The organism is Nocardia sp. NPDC051052 (genome assembly GCF_044456045.1).
Classification (GTDB): Bacteria; Actinomycetota; Actinomycetes; order Mycobacteriales; family Mycobacteriaceae; genus Nocardia.
The window spans coordinates 215,974-241,172 of sequence record NZ_JBITFL010000003.1; the positions used below are offsets into that span (position 1 = coordinate 215,974).

General features: G+C 68.2%; 23 protein-coding genes. 6 read left to right on the top strand and 17 right to left on the bottom strand.

Annotation, left to right across the window (positions count from 1 at the left end; genetic code table 11):
* Nucleotides 1-44: 44 nt before the first annotated feature.
* Both ACIBCN_RS11265 and aceA read right to left on the bottom strand, forming a co-directional pair.
* Nucleotides 45-917: a 3-hydroxybutyryl-CoA dehydrogenase gene (locus ACIBCN_RS11265; protein WP_396991390.1), complete on the bottom strand. Its 873-nt coding sequence runs from the start codon at nt 915-917 to the stop codon at nt 45-47.
* Nucleotides 918-1,187: 270 nt separating this feature from the next.
* Nucleotides 1,188-2,477 carry an isocitrate lyase gene (aceA, locus tag ACIBCN_RS11270; RefSeq protein WP_396991391.1) on the bottom strand — a complete coding sequence of 430 codons (1,290 nt, stop codon included), beginning with the start codon at nt 2,475-2,477 and terminating at the stop codon, nt 1,188-1,190.
* 462 nt (nt 2,478-2,939) lie between these two features.
* Between aceA and ACIBCN_RS11275 the strand changes: the two genes are divergently transcribed.
* Nucleotides 2,940-4,073 carry a lipase family protein gene (locus ACIBCN_RS11275; protein WP_396991392.1) on the top strand — a complete coding sequence of 378 codons (1,134 nt, stop codon included), beginning with the start codon at nt 2,940-2,942 and terminating at the stop codon, nt 4,071-4,073.
* A 65-nt stretch (nt 4,074-4,138) separates the two neighbouring features.
* Here ACIBCN_RS11275 and puuE read toward each other — a convergent pair whose 3' ends face one another.
* From puuE to ACIBCN_RS11300, 5 genes are read right to left on the bottom strand one after another with little or no spacing between them, the layout of a single operon-like run.
* Complete coding sequence (gene puuE, locus ACIBCN_RS11280; protein WP_396991393.1) at nt 4,139-5,050, bottom strand: allantoinase PuuE; 912 nt, start codon at nt 5,048-5,050, stop codon at nt 4,139-4,141.
* Complete coding sequence (gene alc / locus ACIBCN_RS11285) at nt 5,047-6,015, bottom strand: allantoicase (protein WP_396991394.1); 969 nt, start codon at nt 6,013-6,015, stop codon at nt 5,047-5,049. Before alc ends, puuE begins: the two co-directional genes overlap by 4 nt.
* Nucleotides 6,012-7,202, bottom strand: a complete 1,191-nt coding sequence (locus ACIBCN_RS11290) for a DUF6986 family protein (protein WP_396991869.1) — start codon at nt 7,200-7,202, stop codon at nt 6,012-6,014. Before ACIBCN_RS11290 ends, alc begins: the two co-directional genes overlap by 4 nt.
* 38 nt (nt 7,203-7,240) lie before the next feature.
* Nucleotides 7,241-10,216, bottom strand: a complete 2,976-nt coding sequence (locus ACIBCN_RS11295; protein ID WP_396991395.1) for a molybdopterin-dependent oxidoreductase — start codon at nt 10,214-10,216, stop codon at nt 7,241-7,243.
* Nucleotides 10,213-11,070, bottom strand: coding sequence for an FAD binding domain-containing protein (locus tag ACIBCN_RS11300; RefSeq protein WP_396991396.1), 858 nt, complete (start codon nt 11,068-11,070; stop codon nt 10,213-10,215). The genes ACIBCN_RS11295 and ACIBCN_RS11300 overlap by 4 nt, the downstream gene beginning before the upstream one ends.
* A gap of 736 nt (nt 11,071-11,806) precedes the next feature.
* On the opposite strand from ACIBCN_RS11300, the gene ACIBCN_RS11305 reads away from it, so the two are divergent.
* Nucleotides 11,807-13,039, top strand: a complete 1,233-nt coding sequence (locus ACIBCN_RS11305) for a M20 family metallopeptidase (protein ID WP_396991397.1) — start codon at nt 11,807-11,809, stop codon at nt 13,037-13,039.
* A gap of 8 nt (nt 13,040-13,047) precedes the next feature.
* Here ACIBCN_RS11305 and ACIBCN_RS11310 read toward each other — a convergent pair whose 3' ends face one another.
* The 4 genes from ACIBCN_RS11310 to uraD are packed head-to-tail and all read right to left on the bottom strand — an operon-like array spanning nt 13,048 to nt 16,123.
* A complete protein-coding gene (locus ACIBCN_RS11310) occupies nt 13,048-14,409 on the bottom strand; it encodes an 8-oxoguanine deaminase (RefSeq protein WP_396991398.1) in 1,362 nt (453 codons plus the stop codon).
* On the bottom strand, nt 14,397-15,302 hold the full coding sequence (gene pucL, locus ACIBCN_RS11315; protein WP_396991399.1) for a factor-independent urate hydroxylase: 906 nt from the start codon (nt 15,300-15,302) through the stop codon (nt 14,397-14,399). The genes ACIBCN_RS11310 and pucL overlap by 13 nt, the downstream gene beginning before the upstream one ends.
* 6 nt (nt 15,303-15,308) lie before the next feature.
* Nucleotides 15,309-15,626: a hydroxyisourate hydrolase gene (gene uraH / locus ACIBCN_RS11320; protein WP_396991400.1), complete on the bottom strand. Its 318-nt coding sequence runs from the start codon at nt 15,624-15,626 to the stop codon at nt 15,309-15,311.
* Nucleotides 15,623-16,123: a 2-oxo-4-hydroxy-4-carboxy-5-ureidoimidazoline decarboxylase gene (gene uraD / locus ACIBCN_RS11325; RefSeq protein WP_396991401.1), complete on the bottom strand. Its 501-nt coding sequence runs from the start codon at nt 16,121-16,123 to the stop codon at nt 15,623-15,625. Before uraD ends, uraH begins: the two co-directional genes overlap by 4 nt.
* Before the next feature lie 150 nt (nt 16,124-16,273).
* On the opposite strand from uraD, the gene ACIBCN_RS11330 reads away from it, so the two are divergent.
* A complete protein-coding gene (locus tag ACIBCN_RS11330) occupies nt 16,274-16,873 on the top strand; it encodes an NTP transferase domain-containing protein (protein ID WP_396991402.1) in 600 nt (199 codons plus the stop codon).
* Between the two features lie 13 nt (nt 16,874-16,886).
* Nucleotides 16,887-17,918 (top strand): XdhC family protein, encoded by a 1,032-nt coding sequence (locus ACIBCN_RS11335; RefSeq protein ID WP_396991403.1) that lies wholly within the window; start codon nt 16,887-16,889, stop codon nt 17,916-17,918.
* Here ACIBCN_RS11335 and ACIBCN_RS11340 read toward each other — a convergent pair.
* The 4 genes from ACIBCN_RS11340 to ACIBCN_RS11355 form a co-directional block, all read right to left on the bottom strand.
* Nucleotides 17,915-19,087, bottom strand: a complete 1,173-nt coding sequence (locus tag ACIBCN_RS11340) for an ABC transporter substrate-binding protein (RefSeq protein WP_396991404.1) — start codon at nt 19,085-19,087, stop codon at nt 17,915-17,917. The genes ACIBCN_RS11335 and ACIBCN_RS11340 overlap by 4 nt on opposite strands.
* Nucleotides 19,088-19,185: 98 nt before the next feature.
* Nucleotides 19,186-19,983, bottom strand: a complete 798-nt coding sequence (locus ACIBCN_RS11345; RefSeq protein WP_396991405.1) for an ABC transporter permease — start codon at nt 19,981-19,983, stop codon at nt 19,186-19,188.
* 49 nt (nt 19,984-20,032) lie between these two features.
* Complete coding sequence (locus ACIBCN_RS11350; protein ID WP_396991406.1) at nt 20,033-20,779, bottom strand: ABC transporter permease; 747 nt, start codon at nt 20,777-20,779, stop codon at nt 20,033-20,035.
* A 115-nt stretch (nt 20,780-20,894) separates the two neighbouring features.
* The gene (locus ACIBCN_RS11355) at nt 20,895-21,737 is read right to left on the bottom strand and encodes an ABC transporter ATP-binding protein (protein WP_396991407.1); all 843 of its coding nucleotides are present in this window, start codon (nt 21,735-21,737) and stop codon (nt 20,895-20,897) included.
* A gap of 127 nt (nt 21,738-21,864) precedes the next feature.
* Between ACIBCN_RS11355 and pnuC the strand changes: the two genes are divergently transcribed.
* Nucleotides 21,865-22,581 (top strand): nicotinamide riboside transporter PnuC, encoded by a 717-nt coding sequence (gene pnuC, locus ACIBCN_RS11360; protein WP_396991408.1) that lies wholly within the window; start codon nt 21,865-21,867, stop codon nt 22,579-22,581.
* A 4-nt stretch (nt 22,582-22,585) separates the two neighbouring features.
* Here the strand turns inward: pnuC and ACIBCN_RS11365 are convergent, their stop codons facing one another.
* Entirely contained in the window at nt 22,586-23,152 is a 567-nt protein-coding gene (locus ACIBCN_RS11365; RefSeq protein ID WP_396991409.1) for a TetR/AcrR family transcriptional regulator, read from the bottom strand.
* 109 nt (nt 23,153-23,261) lie between these two features.
* On the opposite strand from ACIBCN_RS11365, the gene ACIBCN_RS11370 reads away from it, so the two are divergent.
* Complete coding sequence (locus ACIBCN_RS11370) at nt 23,262-24,428, top strand: FAD-dependent oxidoreductase (RefSeq protein ID WP_396991410.1); 1,167 nt, start codon at nt 23,262-23,264, stop codon at nt 24,426-24,428.
* A 22-nt stretch (nt 24,429-24,450) separates the two neighbouring features.
* Here the strand turns inward: ACIBCN_RS11370 and ACIBCN_RS11375 are convergent, their stop codons facing one another.
* Entirely contained in the window at nt 24,451-25,197 is a 747-nt protein-coding gene (locus ACIBCN_RS11375) for a TetR/AcrR family transcriptional regulator (protein ID WP_396991411.1), read from the bottom strand.
* Nucleotides 25,198-25,199: the final 2 nt, after the last annotated feature.

Consider the following 25,199-nt stretch of genomic DNA (forward strand, 5'->3'; position numbering starts at 1 on the left):
TCGGACGCCGCACGCTAAAGCGCCTGGGTTGAATCGAAACGAGCTCAGGCCCGGTTGTACTGGTAGAAACCCGCGCCGGTCTTCTTACCGAGCAACCCGGCTTCGACCATACGCATGAGCAGCGGCGGAGCGGAGTACAGCGGCTCCTTGAATTCCTGGTACATCGAGTCGGCGATCGACTTGACGGTGTCCAGGCCGACCAGGTCGGTCAGTGCCAGCGGACCCATCGGGTGCGCGCAGCCGAGCACCATCGCCTTGTCGACGTCGTCCTTGGTGGCGAAGCCGGACTCGACCATCCGGATGGCCGAGAGGAGGTACGGCACCAGCAGCGCGTTCACCACGAAACCGGACCGGTCGGCCGAACGGACGACCTGCTTGTCCAGCACGTCACCGGCGAACGCCTCGGCGCGCTTGGACACGTCCTCGCTGGTCTTCAGCGTGGTGACCAGCTCGACCAGCGGCAGCACCGGCACCGGGTTGAAGAAGTGCATGCCGACCACGCGCTCGGGCTGGGTGGTGGCCACCGCGATCTTCATGATCGGGATGGAGGAGGTGTTGGAGGCGAGCACGGCGGCCGGGTCGGTGACGACCTTGTCCAGCTCGGCGAAGATGGCGGTCTTCACCTTCTCGTCCTCGAGCACCGCCTCGACCACCAACTGGCGGTCGGCGAAGTCGCTGAGGTCGGAGGTGAACCGCAGTCGCCACGCGGCCTGTTCGCGCTCCCGCTCGGTGATCTTGCCGCTGCTGACGCCGCGGTCGAGCGAACGCAGGATACGAGAGCGACCCGCGGCAGCCAATTCCCTGGTCTGTTCGAAGACGAGCACGTCGACGTGCGCTCGCGCACACACCTCGGCAATGCCGGCACCCATCTGTCCGGCACCGATGATGCCGACGCGTTGAATCTTCTCGCTGCTCACGTCCCGCTCCTGCTGTTGGTCTGGCTAGTCGGTGGCTCTGTCTGATCTGCGGTGCGCCCGGGCCCTGCGTGGTTACGCAAGCTTCCGCCTCCGGGCCTGACGGTCGCACCGCGGGAAGGGAGTGCTCTGGTGTGAGCGACCCTTCGATGGTCCAAGGTATAGGGATGCCCTCCCCGCTGGGGCTGTTCAGCGGGGAGGGCGGTACACCCCTAGAGGGGGTTATCGGTCTTCACGTCGGGAACCTCATTCCCTTGGCGAATCACGGGTGGCTCAGTGGAACTGGCCCTCTTCGGTGGAACCCTTCAGCGCCGCGGTGGAGGTGTTCGGGTCCACGGTGGTGGCGATGGTGTCGAAGTAGCCCGCGCCGACCTCACGCTGGTGCTTGACGGCGGTGAAGCCACGCTCGGCGGCGGCCTTGAACTCGCGCTCCTGCAGGTCGACGAAGGCGGTCATGCCCTCACGGGCGTAGCCGTAGGCCAGGTCGAACATGCCGTAGTTGAGCGAGTGGAAACCGGCCAGCGTGATGAACTGGAACTTGAAGCCCATCGCGCCGAGCTCACGCTGGAACTTCGCGATGGTCGCGTCGTCCAGGTGGGCCTTCCAGTTGAAGGACGGCGAGCAGTTGTAGGCAAGCAGCTGGTCCGGGAACTCGCTGCGGACCGACTCGGCGAACTTACGGGCGACCTCGAGGTCCGGCACGCCGGTTTCCATCCAGATGAGGTCGGAGTACGGGGCGTAGGCCTTGGCCCGCGCGATGCAGGGCTCGATGCCGTTCTTCACACCGTAGAAGCCCTCGGGGGTGCGGGTGCCGTCCAGGAACTCCCGGTCGCGCTCGTCCACGTCCGAGGTGATCAGGGTGGCGGCCTCGGCATCGGTGCGGGCGATGATCACCGACGGCACGTCGGCGACGTCGGACGCGAGCCGCGCGGAGGTCAGGGTGCGGATGTGCTGCTGGGTCGGGATCAGCACCTTGCCACCGAGGTGGCCACACTTCTTCTCCGAGGCGAGCTGGTCTTCCCAGTGCACGCCCGCCGCGCCGGCCGCGATCATGGCCTTCTGCAGCTCGTACGCGTTCAGCGCGCCACCGAAGCCGGCCTCGGCGTCGGCGACGATCGGGGCGAGCCAGTTCTTGATCGAGGTGTCGCCCTCGACCTTGGCGATCTCGTCGGCACGCAGCAGCGCGTTGTTGATGCGACGCACGACGGCCGGGACCGAGTTGGCCGGGTAGAGGCTCTGGTCCGGGTAGGTGTGGCCGGAGAGGTTCGCATCACCGGCGACCTGCCAACCGGACAGGTAGATGGCCTGGAGGCCGGCGCGCACCTGCTGCACGGCCATGTTGCCGGTGAGCGCGCCCAGCGAGTTGATGTAGTCCTCGTTGTTCACGAGATCCCAGAGGATCTCCGAACCGCGACGAGCGAGAGTTGCCTCTTCGACGACGGTGCCCTGGAGCTTCGACACCTGCTCGGCGGTGTAGTTACGGGTGACGCCCTTCCAGCGGGGGTTGGTGTCCCAGTCCTGCTGGATTTCCGCAGCGGTCTTCGGGGTGCCGGCGTTCGACATCTCTGACTCCACTTCCTCGTTTTAAGTCGATTGCCCCACGGCCGAGCGGTGAAACAGCTCGAACTGCTGGAGCGGCAATTTGCAGGCTTGCTAGGCCCATGGGGTGTACTTCCACACGATTGCACAATGCGAAATGGCCGTCTACCTGTTGCTAATGTGAATCTAAGCTAGGTTTCGATCCCCGTTTGCTAACTCTGCGAAATTTGCGAGCAAATTGCAAAGATGCAACCTACCGGCAAGTAGCCCTGACATGCGGTTTTAGCGTAACGCTCGTACTGTTAGAGATCGGCGGGGTATCGGCCAGCCGCGCGGCCAGCCATTCCGGGTTGTGAGGACGTTCACAAGTCCGGGCAGGTGCCGCCCGTGTGGCCCACGCCACCCGCGCGTAGCCGCCGGTCGCCGGTTCGGGCAGACTTTCCCCGGGATGCCATGGCACCCACGTGCATCCGGACAGGAGATCCCATGCGGACATCGGTCATCGCCGCCGCGTTCACCCTCGCCTGCACCGCAGGTCTGCTGAATCTGCCCGGCGCCACCGCGGCGCCCGTCGGCACGGTCGAGTCGGCCGCCCCACTCGCACCGGTCGCCACGCCGCCGGGCGCGGTGAATTCCACCCGCATGCTGTACAGCTCGACCACGGCCAACGACGTGCCGACCACCGCGAGCGCGGCTGTCTACTTTCCGCCGGGCGCGCCGCCGCCGGGTGGCTGGCCGGTCATCGCGTGGGCGCACGGCACCGTCGGACTCGGCGACGACTGCGCGTACAGCATCGCCGGGCCGGGCGCGGTCGAGCGCGATTGGGCTTACCTCGGCACCTGGCTACAGCAGGGTTATGCGATCGTGGCCGCCGACTACGCCGGGCTCGGCACGCCGGGTGAGCATCCCTATCTCAATGGCGTCGTCGAAGCGCACAACGTCGTGGACGCGGTGCGGGCGGCGACCGAGCAGTATTCGTCGCTGGCGAAGAAATGGGTGGTGGTCGGCCAGTCCCAAGGGGGTGGCGCCGCGGTCTATACCGCGCGCTACGCCACCGAATTCGGTGGTCCGGAACTCGACTACCGCGGTGCGGTCGGCACCGGCGTACCGGCCTATATCGAGGACATCCTGCAGCCGCTCGGCCCGAATGTGCCGCCGGTGAAGCTCAGCCCGCACACCACGGGCTATGTGCTCTACATCCTCAACGGGCTGCGCACCACCTACCCGGAGTTGAACATCGAGTCCTACCTCACCGACGCGGGCCGCTCCTGGCTGGCGAAGGCGCGCGAGGAGTGCCTCGTTCCGCTCGGCGACGAGCTCGCCGCCGGCGGTGTCGTGGTCGGAAACTTGTTCAGCAAGCCGCTGGCGCAGATCCCCGACCTGCACGGACTGCTCACCCGCTATCTCGGACTGCCCGAATCCGGCTACGACAAGCCGCTGTTCATGGGCCAGGGGCTGCGCGACACCGACGTCATCATGCCGGAGACGCTGCGGTTCGCCGCGGTATTGCGGGCGAACGGGCAGCCGGTGCAGTTGCACACCTACCCCGAGGACCACAGCGCGACGGTGAACGCGTCGCTGCCGGACTCGCTGCCGTTCGTGCGCAACCTGTTCGGCTGATTCCCCGGCACCGCGCGGCCGAAACCGGCCGCGCGGTGCCGGCTAGCCGGACAGCCTGCGGTGGGTCAGTTGCCCTGTGCTGGATGGACCTTGCGCCAGTGTTCGGCGATGTCGATGCGGCGGGTTATCCACACCTGGTCGTGGGATTGGACGTGGTCCAGGAAGCGTTCCAGCGCGGCGATTCTGGCCGGGCGGCCGACGATGCGGCAGTGCAGGCCGATCGACAGCATCTTCGGGCTGCCTTCGGCGCCTTCGCGATACAGCACGTCGAAGGCGTCGCGCAGGTGGGCGAAGAACTGCTCGCCGGTGGGGAATCCGGCGGGCGAGGCGAAACGCATGTCGTTGGTGTCCAAGGTGTAAGGCACCACCAGGTGGTCGTTGCCCCGCACGGTGACCCAGTAGGGCAGGTCATCGGCATAGGAGTCGGAGTCGTAGACGAAGCCGCCGTGCTCGACCACCAGCTCACGGGTGTTCGGTGAGTCGCGGCCCGTGTACCAGCCCAGCGGTGCGGCACCGGTGAGCTCGGTGAGCAGGCGCACCGCCTCGGCCATGTCCGCGCGTTCGGTGTCGCGGTCGGTCAGCTGATACGACGTCCAGCGCAGGCCGTGGCTGGCGATCTCGTGGCCGAGTTCGCGAAAAGCGGCTACCGCCTCGGGGTTTCGCTGCATGGCGCGTGCGACGGCGAAGATGGTGAGCGGCAGGTCGCGGCGCTCGAAAGCGCGCAGTACCCGCCACAGTCCGGCGCGGGAGCCGTATTCGTAGAGCGACTCCATGCTCATGTGACGGTTCGGAAAGGCTTGCGCCGGAGTCATTTCCGAGAGAAACGTCTCCGAAGCCGGATCGCCGTCGAGGACGTTGCTCTCGCCGCCCTCCTCATAGTTCAGCACGAACTGCACGGCGATCCGCGCGCCGCCGGGCCACCGCGGGTCGGGCGGGTGCTGGCCATAGCCGATGAATTCGCGAGCGGGCCCGGTCATCCGCCGAGCTCTCCGTAGAGCCGCAGCCGGGCCAAGCCACCATCGGGGTAGATGTCCAACCGCACCTCCTCCACCGAGGCCGCCATCGGCGCGATCGCGAACTGATGCCTGGTGTCGGGCAAAAGCTCGGTGCGCGGCAGCAATTCGAGCTCGGTGCCGTCGTTGGTGCGGCCGGTGAGCCGGGCGGCGCCCGGACTGTTGCCCAGGAAGTAGGAGGTGTCGATCTCGGCGAGCCGGATCAGGCCGGGCCCGGCGAGCCGGATCCGCACCCAGTCGTTGCCGTCGTCGCGGCGGCGGGCGGTCTCCCAGCCGTCGCCCATCTTCCTGGCCAGCCCGGGATACAGCAGCTGATTCGGCGAGCTGTAGAAGCGGTTGGAGCAATCCAGCACCAGCGCACCGTTTTCCAGCGCCGCCAGGTCGAGCGGTCCGAGGCCGAGCAGGCGCGGATCGGGGCTGCCCTCGCCGTGTACTCGAAGCCGTGCCACCCCGCCATCGGGGTGCATGGTGAGTTTGACGTGGGTCCACCGCCGTTCGCTCGCGACGGCGAACGGGTTGCGGCTGTCCCCGGCGACCGGCGCGTGATCGATCAGGGTCTCCCAATCATCACGGGCGGCAATGCTTTCCGCCGTCGGATAGTCCACCACCTCCAGCGCGGCCACCGAGACCGCCGGCGGGTAGTTGCCCTTGAACCAGGCGGTATCGACCACGATGCCGCGGATCACGCCGGGCACGCCGAGCCGCACGATGGCGGAGTCGTCGCCGGGTCGGCCACGGTGCCTTCGGGTTTCCCAGCCGTCGTAGACCTGGCCCTTGTGCCCGAAGGTCGAGGGTTGATATTCGGCCGGATCCGGGTTGACCAGATTCTCCTTCTCCGCGAAGAATTCGTCGTCGGCCCAGATCACCGAGCCGCCGAGCGGACGAACCGCGAGGTCGGGAAGTAGCGTGAACGCCGGCTGGTCGGTCACGACCGCACCTCCTGTGGAATCGGCGAACGGGTGACCAGCGCACGCAACACCGCCGGTGACAATTCCGGCGCCCGCGCGGCAAGGTCTTCGGTGGTGCGCGCGCCGCACTCCACGCCGCGTAAGACGGTGGACGCCAAGGCTTCCGCGGTGGCCGGTTCGTCCAGTACGCCGCCCGATCGGCGATCCAGGTAGGCCTGCAGTCGCGGCACTGCCACGTCGATCGCCTGCCGGAAGAAGTCGTAGGTCGCCAGCCAGCGGGTGACCAGATGGCCGGGGTGCATGTCCCACCCCTGGTAGTACCCGCGTCGCAGCGAGCGGCTGACCAGGCGGTGGTGGTTGCGCAGTGCCGCTTCGGGCTCGGTGTCGGGCACGATCTGGGTGGAGCCGTCGCATACCCAGACGCCGGTCTGAGCCGCGGCGACCTGCATGACCGCCTTCGCGTAATCCGCGGTCGGGTGATCGAGCGCCTGGTCGGGCGCGGCTACACCGCACGCGGCGGTGTAGTCGTAGGTGCCGAAATGCAATGCGCTGCAACGCCCGTCGGCCAGCCCGAGCATCCGCGCGATCGGCGCGGTGCCGTCGGCGGCGATGATCGCCTGCGGGCTCTCGATCTGCAGCTCGAAGCGCAGCGTGCCCGCGGCGAGGCCGTAGCCGCTCTCGAGCCCCTCACACAGCGCGACCAGCGCTGGAACCTGCTCCGCCGCACGGATCTTGGGGACGGTGAAGACGAATCCCGCCGGCACGTCGACCATGGCCGCCAGCACCAGTTCGAGGGTGCGCAGGGTGCGGTTGCGTTCGCCGATCGCCAGGCCCTTCGTCCTGATGCCATAGCTCTGCGGGCGATACGGCGTGTACGCCCAGGTGGCCAGCACCGCACCGGCGGCGGTGGCCGCCGCGTCCTCTTCCGAGTCGGTGCGGAACCCGTAACCGTCCTCGAAGTCGATGCGCAGATCTTGAATCGGGTCGTGCTCCAGTCGCTTGCGCACATCGGGCAGCGATCCGGTCGAATCCAGCTCGGACAGCAGGTCCGCATGCCGGTCCAGCAGCTCGACGGCCGCGGCGCCCCACGCGGGCGGGGTGTCCTCGCGAATACGGTCGGCCGGGACATACGCCGTGTGGATCGGCTGTGCTCGTCCGTCCGGTCCCGGGTAGCGCGTGCGCAGCTCGGCATCGACGACGTCCAGCATCGCGTCGATCCTGACCCGGACATTCTCCGGCAACCGTGTCACCGCTCATCTCCTTCCTGCATGGACCGCCAGATCCGATCGGCGGTCATCGGCAGCCGATCCGGCCGCACCCCGACAGCATCCCGTATCGCGTTCGCCAAGGCGGGGGCGACCGGGTTGTACGGGGATTCACTCATCGACTTGGCCCCGAGCGGGCCGAACGCGTCGGCGGTGTCGGCGAAGTACACCTCGGTGTACGGCACATCCGAGAACCGCGGAATGTGATAGTGCCGCAGCGACTGGGTGGTGACGACGCCGAACTCGCTGCGCATGTCCTCGTAGAGTGCCGTGCCGATGGCCTGCGCGACGCCGCCCTCCACCTGGCCGCGGCACTGCACCGGATTGAGCACGGTCCCGGCGTCGGCGGCCTGGACCGACTGAAGGATGCGCACCGAACCGGTGTCCTGGTGCACGGCGACGCGGAAGGCGTGCACGTTGAAGCTCACCGATCGCGGGGTGCCCGAGTGCTCGCCGTGCGCGATCAGCTCGCCGTCGGCCAGCAATTCGCGGACGCCGAATACCTGGTCGCCGCAACGGACTCCGTCGGACTCGAGCACACAGTCGCGCTCTGGCAGCCCGGCCAGCTTCGCCGCCCTGGCCAGCAGCAGCCTGCGCAATTCGAGCGCCGCCGCGTAGGTCGCCTTGCCCGCCACCACAATTCCGGTGGAGCCGAACGCGCCGGTGTCGTGCCCGATCAGGTCGGTGTCGGATTGCCGGACCACGATGCGCGCCGCGTCGGTCTCCAGCGCGGAGGCCGCGAGCTGGGCGTGCACGGTGGTGGTGCCGTTGCCGAATTCCGCGGTGCCGACGCGGATCTCGTACCGGCCGTCGGGCCGCAGGGCGATCGTGGCGTCCGCCGAGTGCCCGCGCGGCGGGATGGTCGCGATCATCGCTATCGCCATCCCCGTGCCGACCCGCCACCGCGGCCCTGGAGCCGATACCCCGTTGCCCCGCAACAGTGCTCGTTCGGCCAGGTCGATGCACTGGTCGAGGCCGTAGCTACCGAACGACAGATCGCTCTCGTCCACCTCGGCACCGACGAACTCGTCGCCGGGGACCACCACGTTGCGGCGCCGGAACTCGAACGGGTCGATGCCGAGCGCACGCGCGAGATCGTCCAGCGCGGACTCGATCCCGAAAATGACCTGGCCGAGCCCGTAGCCGCGGAACGCGCCGGAGGGAATGTTGTTGGTGTACACCGCTTGCGCGTCCACCCGTTTGCTGGCGCAGCGGTAGACGCCGATCGATTCGCCGACACCGTGGAACATTACGCCCGCACTGTGATTGCCGTACGCGCCCGCGTCGGCGAGCACGTCGACGAGCAGCGCGGTCAGCACGCCGTCCGCGTCGGCGCCCGCGGTCACCGCGACGCGCATCGGGTGACGGCAAGTGGCGGAGGCGAATTCGTCGGCCCTGGTGAATTCGTACTGCACCGGCCGCCCGGTGCGCAGCACCGCCAGCGCGATCAGGTCCTCGGCCAGCATCTCCTGCTTGGCGCCGAACCCGCCGCCGACCCGGGTGGCGAACACCCGCACCTGGTCGCGCCGCAGCCCGAACACCTGGCACAGCTCGTCGCGCACCAGGAACGGCACCTGCGTGCTGCACCGAATGACCAGCCTGCCGTCCGCGTCGAGCCAGCCGATCCCGCCGTGCGTCTCCAGGTGCACGTGCTGTCCGCGCGGCGAATGCCACACGCCGCGCACCACTTTCGCCGCCGTCGCGAGACCGGCAGGCACATCGCCCACCTCGCCGTGCACCTCGGCGATCAGATTGCGTCCGACGTCCGCGATCCGCGCCGAATCCGGTTTGTCCCCATGCAGTTTCGGCGCGCCCGGCGTCAGCGCCTCGGCAGGATCGAACACCGCGGGCAACACCTCGTACTCGACCCGCACAGCCCGGCAGCCCGCGCGCGCGGCCGCCGAGCTCTCCGCGACCACCGCCGCGACCCGCTGCCCGACGAAGCGCACCGTCCGATCGAGCACATAGGTGTCGTCCGGATCGTCGGCGCGTAACTCGTGCCGTGCGGTGGAAAACGCCACCTCCGGTGCGTCCCGGTAGGTGAGCACCGCGTGCACTCCGGGCAGCGCCTCGGCGGCTGCCGTATCGATGGACACGATGCGCGCGTGCGCGTGCGGACTGGGCAGCACCGCGATGTGCAGCGGAGCGGTGGGCGGTGAGACCTTCGGTTCCCCAGGTGAACTCGCGCGCATGTCGTTCGCGCCCGGTCGGATATCGAAGGTGAACGGCTCCAGGCCTCGCACGATCCGCGGCCCGGCGGGGGCCCCGACACCGGCACCTGCTCGACCGGCCATCAAGGGCCCCGATTCGCCACTGCCTGAACATGTTTCGGAGGCGTTCCGCGCTGTCGCACCGTCCGGAGCGGCTGCGTCGGTTCGCCCACCGGCCAGCGCCTCGGCGATCGATCGATAACCCGTGCAGCGGCACAGGTTTCCCTTCATCAGTTCAGCCAACTCGGCGTCGGAGCGGCCGCCGTCTCCGGCCGTGCCCAAAGAACGCAGCGCTGCGGCGTCCGCCGATGCGACGGCACCGTCTCGCACGACTCCGTCGACCGATATCGCGGGCGCTTCGCCCGGCAGATCCACGCCGCTGGCCGCAACAGCCGATGTCGTCCCGGATGTGCCGCAACCCAGGCCTGCGGCGGTCACCACCATTCCCGCAGTACAGAACCCGCATTGGAAGGCGGCGTTCTCGACGAACCGGCGCTGTATCGGGTGCGGCTCTTCGGCGGTGCCGAGCCCCGCCGCCGTGGTGATCACCCGATCGGCCGCACGATGGGCTGGGATAAGGCATGAGTGCACGGTCATTCCGTCGACCTGCACCGAACACGCTCCGCAATCGCCTGTGTCGCAGCCTTTTTTGACCGACAGGGTGCCTTGCTCACGAAGCAGGGTGCGCAGGCATTGGCCGGGTCGCGGTTCGGCTTCGACAGGGCGGCCGTCGACTTCGAATCTCATAGTCGCTCCCGATCCTGGGCGCGTAGCTCGGCGGCGACCTCGCCGGCGAGTAGGCCGGTGACGTGCCTGCGCCAGTCGGGTGCGCCATGCGGGTCGTCGAACCACAGCAGTGGATCTATTTCCGCGACCATCGCATCGATCTCGGCATCGCTGGGCGCCGCGGCGAAATCCAGCACGACGGGTCGGGCAGTGGCCGCGGTAATGGTGACCACGCACCGGCCGTCCGGGTCACACCGCCCCATCACCACTGATCCGGACCTGCCCAGCGGCGCGAGCGCGACCTTGCGAAAACTTGTATGCGCCAGCAGACTCGACGTCGGCACGGTGATCGAGCGCAATACCTCGCCAGGTAGCAGCACAGTGCGGCCTGGTCCGAGTACGAACTCCCGCAGTGGGATTCGTCGATCGATGCCATCTGGGCCCCACACCAGCGCGACACTGTCGAGCGCGGTCAGCGCAGCGAGCACAGCACCGGCGGGCAAGGACAGACAGATGTTGCCGCCCACCGTCGCGGTGCGCCAGATCTTGTGCGAAGCAAGCAATGCCCGGCAGCCCTGGGCGAATAATCGTGTCCCCGGCCACTCTTCGCGCAACACCGGCGCACCGAGCTCACGCCCCGGCACCGCACCGGCGAATTCGGCCAGCGTGCAGGTGGCCGCGATCTCCAGCCCGTCCGGGCGGACCGTGAACGCGGGCCAGCCGAGTGCGGTGATGTCGACCAGCCGCTCCAGGTGATGCTGCGGCTCGGAGAAGAGGAAGGTGCCGCCCGCGAGCACCGCGCACGACGCATCGATCGCGGCCAGGTCGGCTCGCTCCCGCGCGAGCACCACCGCACGGATCGTGTCCAGATCCACGTCTCACCTCACTCCGCTGCCGCTGCGGCCACTCTAGGAGCGGGGAGTTGCCGCAATGTTGCACAACAACCGCCCCGGATGTCGCGACCGTTACCCAGCCGGCGTCCGACCGGCCTATTCCACTCCCTCGGATCGCCCGCGCGCCCCGCGACACCCGACGTCCGTTCCATTCGCCACCACAGTCAGAGGCGACCCTATTCCAGTATCCCGCACACGCGCTGAACTGGCACAATGCCGGTTCAATACCTGCCGGTCTATTTCTGACTGGCCGCAGCACAGGCCTCGAAAACACTTGCGGCGACAGCCCGCGAACTCCACCGGTCCGCAACACGCCGAGCCCCCGGTCCACGACGCGCGCTCGACACGCGACATCGAGGACGTCACACACTCGACAACCAGGCGGCTGCCGGATTAATGTCCAACCCGGCCCGCTCTGTGTGACATTTCCCACGCGTACGCGGGCCATCCCTTACTGATGTGCGCCACCGACGGCCCCGCTGCCGGCAGCCCATGTCCCGACGCGGAGGGCCTCCGATCAACGCCAACCAGCGGGCGGCGACCGCCGACCACGAGTTGCCAGCGGACCACTGTCACCGGCGGCGGCACCGCCCTCTACGATCGCTACGTCCCGGAACGGGAGCTGGGCGGCCTGGTTCTCGCCGTATTACACGACGACACGCACGGTGACCGATCCCGCCGGGTTACGCGATGTCGGTGCTGATCGGATTCAGAAAGCGTGAATAGTTCCACAACGACCTTCGTCGACCAGCTGCCCCGGCTGCTGCCCGACGACGAGCTCGTGCAGCTGGCTGCCGGGCTCACCGCGGTGCCCTCCTTCACCGGGCAGGAGACGCCGCTGGCTTTCCACGTCCGCAACGTCCTCGCCCGCAACGACATTCACGCGTACCACCAAGAGGTGCAGCCGGGCCGATTACAGACCATCGCGCGGCTCGGCCCGGAGCGCGGCACTCCAGCGCTGTTGCTCAACGGCCACCTCGACATGGATCCGCTCGGCCGCGACTTTCCCGGCGAGCCGTTCGCCGCCCGGCGCGACGGCGACCGGCTGTACGGGGCGGGCCTGCACAACATGAAGAGTGGCCTCGCCGCGATCCTCGGCGCGGCTATCGCGGTGCGCCGCAGCGGGATCGGCCTAGAACGACCGCTGCTGCTCGAGTTCGTCGTCGGCGAGCTACAGGGCGGGGTCGGCACGAGGCACGCGCTGCGCAGCGGCCTCACCGCGGACGCCGCCGTTGTCCCCGAACCGTATTCGGTGCGCAGGGTGATCACCCGCACCGCGGGCGTGCACAAGTTCGCGATCGTCGTGCGCGGCATCACCGCGCACACCAGCAGGCATCACGAGGGCGTCGACGCCGTCGCGATCCTGCGCCGCGTGCTCGACCTGCTCGACACCGCCGATCTCGGCCTGCACAACGACGAATTCCCGCCGCTACCACGGCATCAGGTGGCCAGTCTGATCGCGGGACGCGGCGAGGGACATGATTTCTCGGGGGTGAGCTACTGCTCGGACAAGGCCACCGCGCTCATCGATCTGCGCTATCCGCCGCCCTACGAGCCACATCAGGTCAGCAAGGCCATCGACGCGGTATTGGACCGCGCCCGAGACGCGTTCCCGCAAGCGCAGATCGCCATGGAGCATCCGGTCGATCCGCGGTTCCGAGTCGGCGGCACCGACATGCCGCCGATGGACATGCCTGCCGACTGCGCAGTGGTGCGCGACATCGCCGAATTGCTGCCCCAGGTCTCGGATTTCCGCGTCGAGGAAACCGGACTCGCACTGCCCTATTCCTACTGCGGTAACGACACTACTCACCTGAGCCGGGCAGGCATCGAATGCTGCCTGTTCGGGCCTCGTGGCGACACTCCGGATACCGAACATCACGTCCTGATCAGTGAAATGCGCGCCTGCGCAGACACTCTCGCGTTACTGGCGGCCCGTCGCTGCGGCTGACCCGCCCACTACCCCGCCTTGGCGACCAGCGCAGCCTGCGCCCGAGCCACCTGCGTCCCGACTGCCTCCTCATCGATGGTGCGCAACCGACCGTCGCGAACGACCGCACGCCCGTTCACGATCAGCGCCGCGAGAGGTGGCGCCGAGCCGAGCACGAGCGCGGTCACCGGATCGTCGATGCCCGCGTGCGCCGGGGTGTCCAGCCGCCACAACGCCAGGTCGGCGAGCTTGCCCGGCTCGATCGAGCCGATCTCGGCGTCGCGGCCCAGCACCCGCGCGCCGCCGATGGTGGCCAGCGCCAACGACGTTCGCACGGTCATCGCGCGCGGGCCGCCCCTGTTGCGCGCGAAGAACAGGGCATTGCGCGGCTCCTCGATCATCGAGCTCGATTCGTTGCTCGCCGCGCCGTCCACCCCGAGGCCAACCGGGACCCCGGCGTGCACCAGGTCCGCGGTACGCGCGATACCCGCGCCGATCCGCGCGTTCGAGGTGGGGCAATGCGCCACCCCGGTACCGGTTTTCGCCATCGTCTCGATCGCCGAGTCGTCCAGGTGGATCGCGTGCGCCCACCAGACGTCGGCGCCGACCCAACCGAGCCGCTCCATGTACTGCGCCGGTGTGCAGCCGAATGTCGCGGCGCAATAGTCCTGTTCGTCGATCGTCTCGGCGACATGGGTATGCAGCCGCACCCCTGACTCGCGCGCCAGAACGGCCGACTCGCGCAGCAGATCCGGCGTCACCGAGAACGGCGAGCAGGGGGCCAGCGCGATGCGCAGCATCGAGTCGAACGACGAATCATGGTGCCGGGCAATGGCCGTCGCACTGTCGGCCAGGATCTCGTCCAGCGTCTGCACCACGTGATCGGGCGGCAGTCCGCCCGAGCCCGCACCGAGATCCATCGAGCCCCGGCACGGATGGAAGCGCAGGCCCACCTCGGCCGCCGCGGCGATCTCGGCGCCGAGCAGGTCACCGCCCTCGCGCGGGAACACGTAGTGATGATCCGTCGTGGTGGTGCAGCCGGTACGGGCCAGCGCGGCGAGCCCGCCGGTCGCCGCGATCCGCACCGCCTCCTCGTCGATGCCCGCCCAGATGGGGTAGAGCGTGGTGAGCCACTCGAACAGCGTGTTGTCCGCGGCGAGACCCCGGGTGATCCACTGGTAGAGGTGGTGATGGGTGTTCACCAAGCCGGGCGTCAGCAGACAGCCACGGCCGTCGATGCGCCGCGCCGAGCCGTCGACGGCGGGCGCCGCGCCCGCGCCGACGGCCTCGATCCTGTTGCCGCGCAGCACTACATAACCGTCGCGATATTCGGTGCCGACCGCATCTACGGTCGCGACGGCACACCCATCGATGACCGTCACCGCGTCCATGCGGGCCCGGCCTCCGGTGCGTCGGCCCGCTGCACGGTCGCGTGGATCAGGCCGTACGGACGATCGGCGGCGATGTAGACCTCGCCGTTGTTCTCGATACCGAACCGTTCGAGGTCGTAGTCGAAGTGGTGCTTGTTCGGCGCGGCCAGCCGGATCTCCGCGAGCACCGGGTAAGCCTCGAGCGCGGCCTTACCCATCTCGAACAAGGTCTGCTGCAACGCCTTCGAGTGCTGTGTCGCGAACGTCTCGACCAACCGCGCCCGGATACCGGCGTACACCTCGTCCCAGGCGATGTCGGTGGTGCCCGCGAACCGCCATTCCACCACCAGCGCGGTGGCCAGCATCCGGTCGTGCGTCGGGGCGAGCACGGTGAATTCGTCGGTCAGGAAGTCGGCGAACTCCGAGCCGGTCGACTTCAGAATCGTCAGGTCCTGCACCCCGCCGATCACCCAGGCCTGCCGGTCCGCTCCCTTACCCGCCACCGTGACCGCCGCAGTGCGCACCTCGGGACCTTGCCGGACCCAGGTGTGGTCGTGTTCGTGGCCGTCCACCGAAACCCGTTGCCAGGCATACTCGTCGACCTCGATCCGCGCGCTGGTCACCGGCTCGATGTCATCGACGAAATGGCCCGCCAGCGCTAGCGCGTAGTCCTCGATCGTTTGTAGCCCTCGCTGTTTCGCGTAGGCGTACGCGGTCTGCTTCTGCGTATCGGTGGGGAGCACCTTGCGCTGATCGCCCGCGACGTAGGCGTCGGCGAAATCGCCGCGCAGCACGGTGGACACGTTCACGTCGCGGATCTCGTGGCGGGCGCGCTGCCGCCAGATCCGGACGATCCGGTTCTCGGCCTTGCCGTATCGGTGGTCGGACAGCACGATCGGCCCGGTCAGTTCCATGCTCGTTCAGCTCCCTCGATAGGTGGAAAAGGCAAAGGGCGACAGCAACAACGGGACGTGGTAGTGCCGCTCCTCGGCGACGGCGAACGCCACGGAGACCTCGGGGTAGAAGGTGTCGACCTGGCGTCCGGCGAAGTAGGCGCCGGTGGCGAACACCAGCCGATAGGTGCCCGCCGGGAGCGCACCGCCCAGCGCGGGGACCCGGCCGTCCGCGTCGGTCGTTCCCGAATCCAGCTGCTCGGCACCGCGATACAACACCACCGCGACGTCCTGCGCGGGCGCGCCGCGCACCGCGTCCAGCACGTGCGTGCTCAGCGTGCTCATCGGGCCGCCAGCAACGCGCGCAACCGAAGTCGATTGATCTTCGCCAGTTCTGTTCGCATAACCCGCCTTTCGGTCTCGGCATCGTTGCCGAGTCGTTCATCGAGGATCGCGAGCAGCTCGCCGCCCGATCTGCCGCTCGCGCACACCAGATAACGATGACCGAACCGCGCCTCGTAGGCCCGGTTGCCGTCCGCGAGCGCCGACCGTACCGCGTGCTCGGCCGTGGCGACCCCGGCTTGCTCACGCGCCGAGGCCGCCGTGTCGGGTCGCTCGCCGATCCGGGGATGCCCGGCGAGCGCGCGATCAATCTCGGACTCGGGCAGCCCGGCCAGCACGGTGTCGGCCGCGGCGAGCAGCGCGCCGACGCTCGCATACGGGCGCCCCGCGACGAGTGCCCGCGCCCATTCGGGCGAAGAGCAACACGCGAGCAATGCCTCGGTGGCCGCGCCGTCGGGCATCGCGTCGAACCGGGCGAGACCAGCAACGTCGTCTGTCATCGCACCAGCATCGAATACGACCCGCCCGGACGCCACCCGGAAGAGATACCGCACCCCCGGCGTGTCGCAGTAACGAAAGCGGCCGGGCAGGGCCACGAGCAGCACTCTTCCGGCACGCGCGCGCGACGGTTCCGGACTACCGTCGTAGCCATGGCTGTACCCGATCGCCCGGCCGCCCCGCCCGGTTGCGCGGGCATCGTGCTCGCCGCAGGCGCCGGAACACGCTACGGACGGCCCAAAGCGCTGGCCGAGGACGGTGCGTGGCTGCGCGGTGCGATCGCCGCGCTGCACGACGGCGGCTGCGATCCGGTGATCGTGGTGCTCGGTGCCACCGGCCCCGAACCGACCCTGCTCGACCTCCCCGCCGGCGTCCAGCACGTCTGGGCGGCGGACTGGGCCACCGGGCTCGGCGCGTCCGTCCGGGCCGGGCTCATCGCGGCCGCGCGCACCCCGGCGCGCTACGCCGCGATCATGCCGGTGGATACCCCCGACGTCGGCGCCGAGGTGATCGCCCGGGTCACGGCCGCGGCGTTCGCCTCGTCCAGCGGCCTAGCCCGCGCTGTGTTCCACAACACACCGGGCCATCCCGTTGTGCTCGCTCACAAGCACTGGACCTCGATATGTCAGGAGGCCGTAGGAGATTCGGGCGCGCGCACCTATTTGTCACGTAAGGCGGATATGGTGTGCGTCACGTGCGACGATTTGGCGACGGGCGTCGATCGTGATTACCCGGCCTCGTCCGCACGCTGATCGGAGCGAGCTGATGCGGGACATCGTCGATGACCTACTGCGAGTTTGGCATTCGGGGCGGACCGGTGGGCTGGCCACCATCGTGCGCACCATGGGCTCCGCGTCCTTACCGATCGGCTCGGCGATGCTGGTCGACCCGGACGGCGGCGTGTACGGCGCGGTCACCGACGGCGGGCTCGAGGAGATCGCCTACGAGGCCGTGCTGCAGGCCGCTCGCACGGGTCGGCGCGCGTTGCACCGCTACGGCGTGGCTACCCGCACGGAGGGCGCATCGGACGGCGACGGCACCATGGACGTGTTCACCGAACCGTTCTCGCGCAGACACTTTCCCGAGTTTCCCCTCGTCGCCGCGGAGATCGCCGCGCACCGGCGGATCACCGTGTTCACCGTGGTCTGGAATTCCGACGCGGACCTGATCGGCCAACACCTGGTCACCGACAAGAAGCACGGCACCGAGCTGCTCGCGCTGCCGGATTCGGACGTGTTCGTCGCGTCGTTCGCCCCGCCGCCGCGGCTGATCATCTTCGGCGCCAACTCTTTTGCCGCGGCGCTGACCGTGCAGGCGCGGCTGCTCGGCTACCGGATCACCATCTGCGACTCCAGGGAGAACTTCGCGAAACCGGAGAAGTTTCCCGGCGCCGAGGTGGTCGTCGACTGGCCGCACCGGTACTTGAACACGCTGTCCTCGGCGGGCGAAATCGACAGCGGCACCGGCATTGTCGTCACCTCGCACGACCCGAAGTTCGAGATCCCGCTGCTCACCGTCGCGCTCCGACTACCCGAGCTCGGCTACCTCGGCGCCATGGGTTCGCGCACCGTGCACACCCAGCGCATGGAAGACCTACGCGCGGGCGGCTTCGCCGAAGCGACGCTCGCCCGCCTGCATTCCCCCGCCGGACTCGACCTCGGCGCCCGCACCGCCGCCGAGATGGCCGTCGCGATCGCCGCCGAGCTGATTGCCGCCAAGACCGAACAGTCCGGGCGGCACTCGCTGTCCAACAACACCAAGACTCCGCTGAAAACGGTTGTCGGACTGAATAGTTAGGCTTTCAGGCCCGGGTTTTCCGCATACACCTCACGCAAAACCGACAGGTCGAACAGCTGATCGGCCTTGATGTCGAGCTTGGCCGCCCGCAACGCGACGACGTTCTGCTCGATGAGTGTGTCGGTCATGGTGAGCAGCCCGTTGGCGGTCGCGTCCGCCGAGGTGACCAGATCGTTCTGCGCCTGCGCCTCTTTCGTCTGCTCGGCCAGGTCGAGCTTCTGATCCTTGCCGTACACCTCGACCGCGAGCCTGGCGGATTCGGCCGGGTTGGCCACCGCGTCCTTCCAGCCCTTGATCTCCGCGACCAGGAACGCCTTCAGCTTGTCCCGCTCGTTGTCGATGGTGGACTGCTTGACGGTGAGCGTCTCGGCCGTCAGCGGCAGGTTGTAGTCGGCGAACAGGAAGTGGGTGTTGGCGAATCCCTTGGCCGTCAAGGTGATCGGCTCGTTGGTCACATAGCTGACCCAGCCGTCGACCTCGCCGTTGGCCAGCGGGGACGGGTCGAACTGCGCGGGCACGATGGTGACATCGCTCGGCTTGAGGCCGTTGGCGGTGAGCAGGGCGTTGAAGATCAGCTGGTTGGTGTCCTGCACACCGATTTTCTTGCCCTTCATGTCCTCGGGCGTCTTGATCGGCTTGGCGGCCGAGCTGACGATCGCGAAGGGGTTCTTCTGATAGGTGGTGCCGATGATCTTGCCCGGCAGGCCCTCCAGCACCGCCTTGGCGGTGGTCTGCGGGGCGGACAGGCCGAGCCAGATCTTTCCGGTGTCCAGCCCGGCCTCCACCGAGGTGCTGGCCGCGCCGCCCGCGATGAGGTTGACCGAGCCGAAACCGGCTTCTTTGAAATAGCCCTTACTGTCCGCGAAGTACTCGCCGGCGAATTCGATGTTCTTCAGCCAGGACAGCTGCACCGCGACGGTGCCGAACTTGGAGCCGTCCGCGGTGGAACCGTTCGAGGCGTCGGTGGAACTGCCGCCGCACGCGGCGAGCAGACCGGTGCCGCCTAGGGCGGCACCGGCCAGCGCGGAGTAACGAAGGAGAGACCGTCGGTTCAGTGTCGGCCCGAACGAAGAGCGTTGCCCCGCGGCGTTCACGACGGGCCCGGAGGCGGCAGCCTGCGTAACCACGTAGGGCCCCGGGAACGCCGCGAAATCAAACTCTGTTGTCATGGGCCGAATCTAGGTCGATTGCGTTTCGTTTTCTTTACTTTGGCGTTCCGGATATCGATTTGCTCGAATTTCACCGCGTTTCGCCGCGAAAACAGGGCTCAGTTTCTACCGGTGTCGGCACCGAAGCGGGCGAGCACCAGATTCTCGATCACGCCGACGATCGCGTAGAGCAGCACCGACACGATCGTGACGATGACGATCGACGACCACAGCTGGTTGTACTGGAACGTCGGGATGGCGCGAATCAAGCTGGCGCCGAGACCCGTTCCGCTGCCGAGCCATTCGCCGAGCAGCGCACCGATCAGCGCCCCCGGCACCGAGATCCGCGCCGCCGCGAACACCGAGGGCAGCGCGGCGGGCACCGCGACCATCCGCAGTCCGGTCCATTTGGACCCGCCGTACGCGGCAACCAGGTCCAGCGCCTCCCTCGGCGCGTTGCGCAAACCCGCCATGATCATCACCAGCGCCGGGAAAAACACCACGATCGCGGCGAGCACCGCAACGCCGCCGAGCCCGCGGCCGAACACCAGCACGATGATCGGCGCGAGCACCACCAGCGGCACCGAGCGCAGCAGCATCGCCACCGGCAGGAAGGTCTGCTCCAATGCGGCGAACGACACGAACAGCGCGGCCACCACCAGCGCCGCCACCATGCCGAGGCCGAAGCCGATTGCCGCGTCCCGCAACGTGATCTGCAGATCGTCGACGATCAGCTCGCGCGCCGCGCTCGCGCCGGGCGAGGTCACCAGATAGCGCCAGATATCCTCCGGCGACTTCCCCACCCGCGGCCCGACCTGCGGAAACGCCTTCAGGAAGACATACCAGATCAACAGCATCAACAACAGCGAGGTGAACAACGGGAACAAGAACTTCCCGATCCGCCACACAACCTTCATCGCCCCTCCTCCACGCCGCAGGTAAAGCGTTGCACGCCAAGCCCTTCGGTCATCGCGACTCCTGAGTGGTCCAGGGGGCGACGAGGCGGGCGGCCAGCGCGACGACCGCGTAGCCGAGACCGGCCAGTGCGGCGGCGGCCAGCGCCATGCCCCAGGTGCGTGGCACGTTGTAGGCCGTCTGGGCGGCGGTCAGCGCGACACCGATGCCGCTGTCGACGCCGCCGAGGTACTCACCGATGATCGCGCCGAGCACCGCCGAGGGCGCCGCGATCTTCAACGCCGCGAAGGTATTCGGCAACGCGGAGACCAACTGCACCCGGTACAGCTGCTGCCAGCGCCCGCCGCCATAGGCACGCACCAGGTCGAGGCTTGTTCTATCGGCCGAGCGCAAGCCCGTCACCGTGCCGACCATGGTGGTGAAGAAGCAGTACATCGCGGCAAGGAACACCGTCGGGGTGCGGCCGCCGAACACCACCAGAATGATCGGGCCGAGGGCGAGCAGCGGTGTGCAGTAACTCAGAATCGCCAGCTGCGTCGCCAACGACTCGATCTGCGGGATCAGCATGATGAGAATCGCCAGCGCGATGGCCATGCCGTTGCCCCACAGGAATCCCTTCAGCGCGCCGAGCGCGGTGATCCGGAAGTTCGGCCCGTAGAGCCCCCATCCGTCGGTGTACATGGTGTGCAGCACCGTCCACGGGCTCGGCACGGTGCCGCCCGCGACGCCGAGCGCCGCGAGCAGCCACCACACCCCGATCAGCCCGGCGACGCCGAGCAGTCCGCCGATCCGCTTCATGCTCGCCCTCCCCGCCGCACGCAGATCGCGACCGACCGCATCGACTGTCCGTACGGACGCACCCGCTGCCACCCCGGCCTGGCCTGCCACCGGCAGCGCGGCGGTCGTTGCTCCGTCATGCCTGCACCGCGCCCGTGCTCGACTTGCCCGCGGCGGTGCCGAGCGCGCCGCCGGTGCCCGACTTCCCGAACAGCAGCTCCGACAGATAGTCGTGCAGCCGATGGAATTCGGGCGCGCGCATCATCTCCGGGGTGCGCGGACGCGGCAGATCGATCTCCACCAATTCCAGCACCCGGCCCGGTCGCGGACTCATCACCGCGACCACATCGGAGAGGAACACCGCCTCGGCGATGCCGTGGGTGACCATCAGCGTGGTCGCGGGTTTCTCGGTCCAGATCCGCAGCAGCTCCAGATTGAGGCGCTGCCTGGTCATGTCGTCCAGCGCGCCGAACGGTTCGTCGAGCAGCAGCACGGTGGGCTTCACCACCAGCGCCCTGGCGATCGAGACGCGCTGACGCATGCCGCCCGACAGCTGCGCGGGCTTGGCCTTCTCGAAGCCTTCCAGCCCGACCAACTGGATCAGGTCCGCGATCAGTGCCGGATCCGGCGTGAGCCCGGCCACCTGCAAGGGCAGCTTGATATTCGACTCCACCGAGCGCCACGGCAGCAGCGCCGAGTCCTGGAACGCGATGCCGAGTTCGTGCCTGCGAACCAGCTCGGCGGGCGTCTGGCCGTCGATCAGCGTCTTGCCCGCGCTCGGCGTCTCCAGTCCCGCGAGGATGCGCAGGACGGTCGACTTGCCGCAGCCGGACGGGCCGAGCAGCGACAGGAAGGTCCCCTGTTCAGTGTGCAGGTCAACGGAGTCCAGCGCCTCCACCGTCTTGCGACCGACTCGGAAGGTTTTGGTCAACCCGCTGATGTGAATTCCGGTCCCCCCGGTACTACTTTCCGTGCTCATAGCCGTCACCCTAGAAGGGGTCCGTTGCACAGATATTGCGAATCGCGACCCCAGATTTCGCAATCGTTACGCGAACCCGCGTTCCTGCCGGTTTTTCGCTCAGTGCGAGCCGATATCCGCGCGGTGGATGACATCGGTCGGCGCGCTGGTTGTACGACAGGTGAACCCGATCATCTCGCTGCTCGACGCCAAGCTGCATATCGCAGGCTCGGAGATCCTCTGGCGCGAGGTGATCGGCAACGGCTTCGGTCTCGCCTCCGCGCTCGGCGGCATGCGGCGGCGCGTCTGGGCCTGGCCGATCGGCATCGCCGGGAACGCGCTGCTGTTCACCGTTTTCGTCGGTGGCGTCTTCAACACTCCGCAGCATCTGAACATGGCGGGCCAGGCGGGGCGCCAGCTCATGTTCGTCGCGGTCAGCGTCTACGGCTGGTGGAGCTGGCATCGGCACGCCAACGAGACCGGCCTGGAACATCGCGGTGTCGAACCGCGCTGGGCCAGCAATCGCGAACGCCTGATCCTGGTCGCCGCCATGTTCGTCGGCACCGCGGCGTTCGCGCGAATCTTCGCGCTGATCGGCTCCTACGGTCCGTGGGCCGAGGCCTGGATCTTCACCGGGTCGGTGCTGGCGACGTATGGGATGGCGCGCGGGCTCGCCGAGTTCTGGCTCATCTGGATCGCGGTCGACATCGTCGGCATCCCGCTGTTGGTGCGGGCAGGCTACTACCCGTCGGCGACCCTGTACTTCGTCTACGCGGGCTTCGTCGCGTGGGGATTCGTGGTCTGGATGCGCAGCATTCGACCGGCCGCCACCCCGGACACGGTGTCGCTGGCCGCGACCCCATGACGCGCTAGCGGGCGCGCAGCCCGTCGAGCATGATGTCCACCACCCGATCGATCGTCGCGGGATGGGATTCGCCTGGGCGAGTGTATATCTGGAGCGTCATCAGCTTGGCGACGTCCACCGGGCCGATGTCGTCGCGCAGCGCTCCGTCGGCTTTGGCCTGCGTGGTCATGCGATTGATCAGGTCGGTGACGGCGTCGCGCACCTCGATCAGCTTGGGGTCGGCCCGGATTCGGGAGTGTGCGACGGGTTCGATCGCGGCGGCCAGTCCGCCGACGCCCTGGTGGACGCATTCGCGCAGGAATCGGGCGAGCGCCGCCCAGGCGTCGGGCTCTTCGCGCCATGCCGTCGCGGCCGCGGCCGCGAGCCCGGCCAGGTAGGCGCTGGCGGCGGCGGAGATCAGCGCGTCGCGGTCCGGGAAGCGGCGGTACAGCGTGCCGACGCCGACACCGGCGCGGTCGGCGATCTCCTTCATCGGCACGTCGACTCCCCGCTCGCGAAAGACATTCAGTGCGGCCGTGAGGAGCTGATCCCGGTTGTTTCTGGCGTCGGCGCGCAGTTCCTCGGTCGCCATCAGTGCCTCCTATCAGGCGATATCGAATAACTGGACGAATTTCTTCCGCTTAGCGTACGCTATGACTAACCGGACGAAATTCGTCCAGTTAGCTGACGAAGGTATCGCCATGAACAAGACAGTGCTGATCTCCGGAGCGGGTGTCGCCGGTTCGACGCTGGCCTACTGGCTGGCGCGACGTGGATACGAGGTGACCGTGGTGGAGCGCGCGGCGGCGCTGCGTTCGAGCGGAAATCCCGTCGACGTGAAGGGCCCCGCGGTGGCCGTGGCCGAACAGATGGGGATCATGCCGCAGCTGCGCGCTGCCGGATCCGCCGTCGACCGGATGATCTTCGTCGACGCCGCAGGCAAGCCGGTGGGGCGGGTTCCCCTCGCCGCGTTCCAGGGCTCGAGCGGTGATCGGGAAGTCGAGGTGCCGCGCGCCGACCTCGCGGCAATCCTGTTGGCGGCCAGCCGCGCGGAGGCCGAATTCGTCTGGGGCGACACCATTACCGGCCTCACTCGCGACGACGAGGGCGTCGACGTCACCTTCGCGAGTGCGCCGCCCCGGCGCTTCGATCTGGTCATCGGCGCCGATGGACTGCACTCCACGGTCCGGCGCCTCGCCTTCGGCCCGGAAAGCGAATTCGTCAGGCACAAGGGCATGTACGTCGCGACGATGCCGGTCGACGCACCCGTCGGCTCGGATCGGGAAGTGGTCATTTACAACACGCCGGGCCGCGCCGTCTCGGTGCATCCGACGCGCGGCCACGCACTCGCCGCGTTCATCTTTCGGCACGACGCCGTGCCCGGCTTCGATCACCGTGATCAGGCGAGCCACAAAAGCCTTGTCGCCGAGGCGTATTCGGGCGGTGGCTGGCGGCTGCCGGAATTGCTGGAGCGCGTGCACGCCGCTGACGACCTGTACTTCGACGCCGTCAGCCAGGTCGATCTGCCCACCTGGTCGACCGGACGGATCGCGCTGGTCGGCGACGCCGGATCGAGTCTGTCCCTTTTCGGCGACGGCTCCACCCTCGCCATGGCGGGCGCTTACACGCTGGCAGAGGAGTTGGGCGAGGCCACGGGTGACCCCGCGGCGGCCTTGCGTCGATACGAGGCGCGGCATCGAAAGCTGGTGCAGTCCAAGCAAGGTGGCTTCCGGATCGCCGGAGCCATGCTGCTGCCCGCCACCCGGACCGGCATCGCGCTTCGCAACGCGGCAACGCGCTTCATGCCGGCGATTGCCGGCCTGCGGGCCGCACGATCAGCCCCGGTTGCGCCCGCGATTGTCTCGTAACGCCGAAACACGCTGCGGCCCTTCAGTCTTGCTTCGCCGCCGCGTCGGCGAGGAGTTTGGCGAGCGATTCGCCCATGGTGGCCGAGCGTTCGAAGTGATAGCCGCGGTCGGCGGCATGACCGGCGTAGAGGTGCCACACCGACGAGGCGAGCAGGCGGGCAATGGCTTCCTGGTCTGGTCGCTCGGCATCGGCCGGGGTGCCGATGTATTGGGTGACGATGCCCTCGACCAGTCCGACGATCCCGTACACGACGGGACGATAGGGCAGCACCTCGATGCCGAGGATCGCGGTCCAGGACGAAACCTGTTGCCACAGCGCCTCGGCGACCCGATGCCGGCCGATGGTCAGGCTGGTTTCCCCGGTCGCCTGCCCGTGCACCCAACCGCTCTGACCGTACCGGTACAGCTTCGGATGCGCTGCGGCCCAACGCACGACGGTGCGCATCACATCGAGGATGATCTCCTCGAGGGTCTTGGCCGGGTCGAGCGTCAGGACGCGCTCGACCTCGCCGACGTACCGTTCGACGATGAACTCCCGGACCCGCGAGTCCAGGTCTTCGCGATTGTCGAACTGCCGGTAGACCACCGAGCGGGCCAGTCCGGCCCGCTCGGCGATCTGCTGGATCGAGACCTCGACGTTCGGATCGTTCTCCTCGATCAGCGCGACGGCCGCCTCGAGGATCTGCGCCTGCCGAGTCGAATTGTGCGCGTCCCACCGTTGTCCGCCCGAGCGCCTGCGATGGCTGCGCATGTGGGCGGGCGGTTTCACAA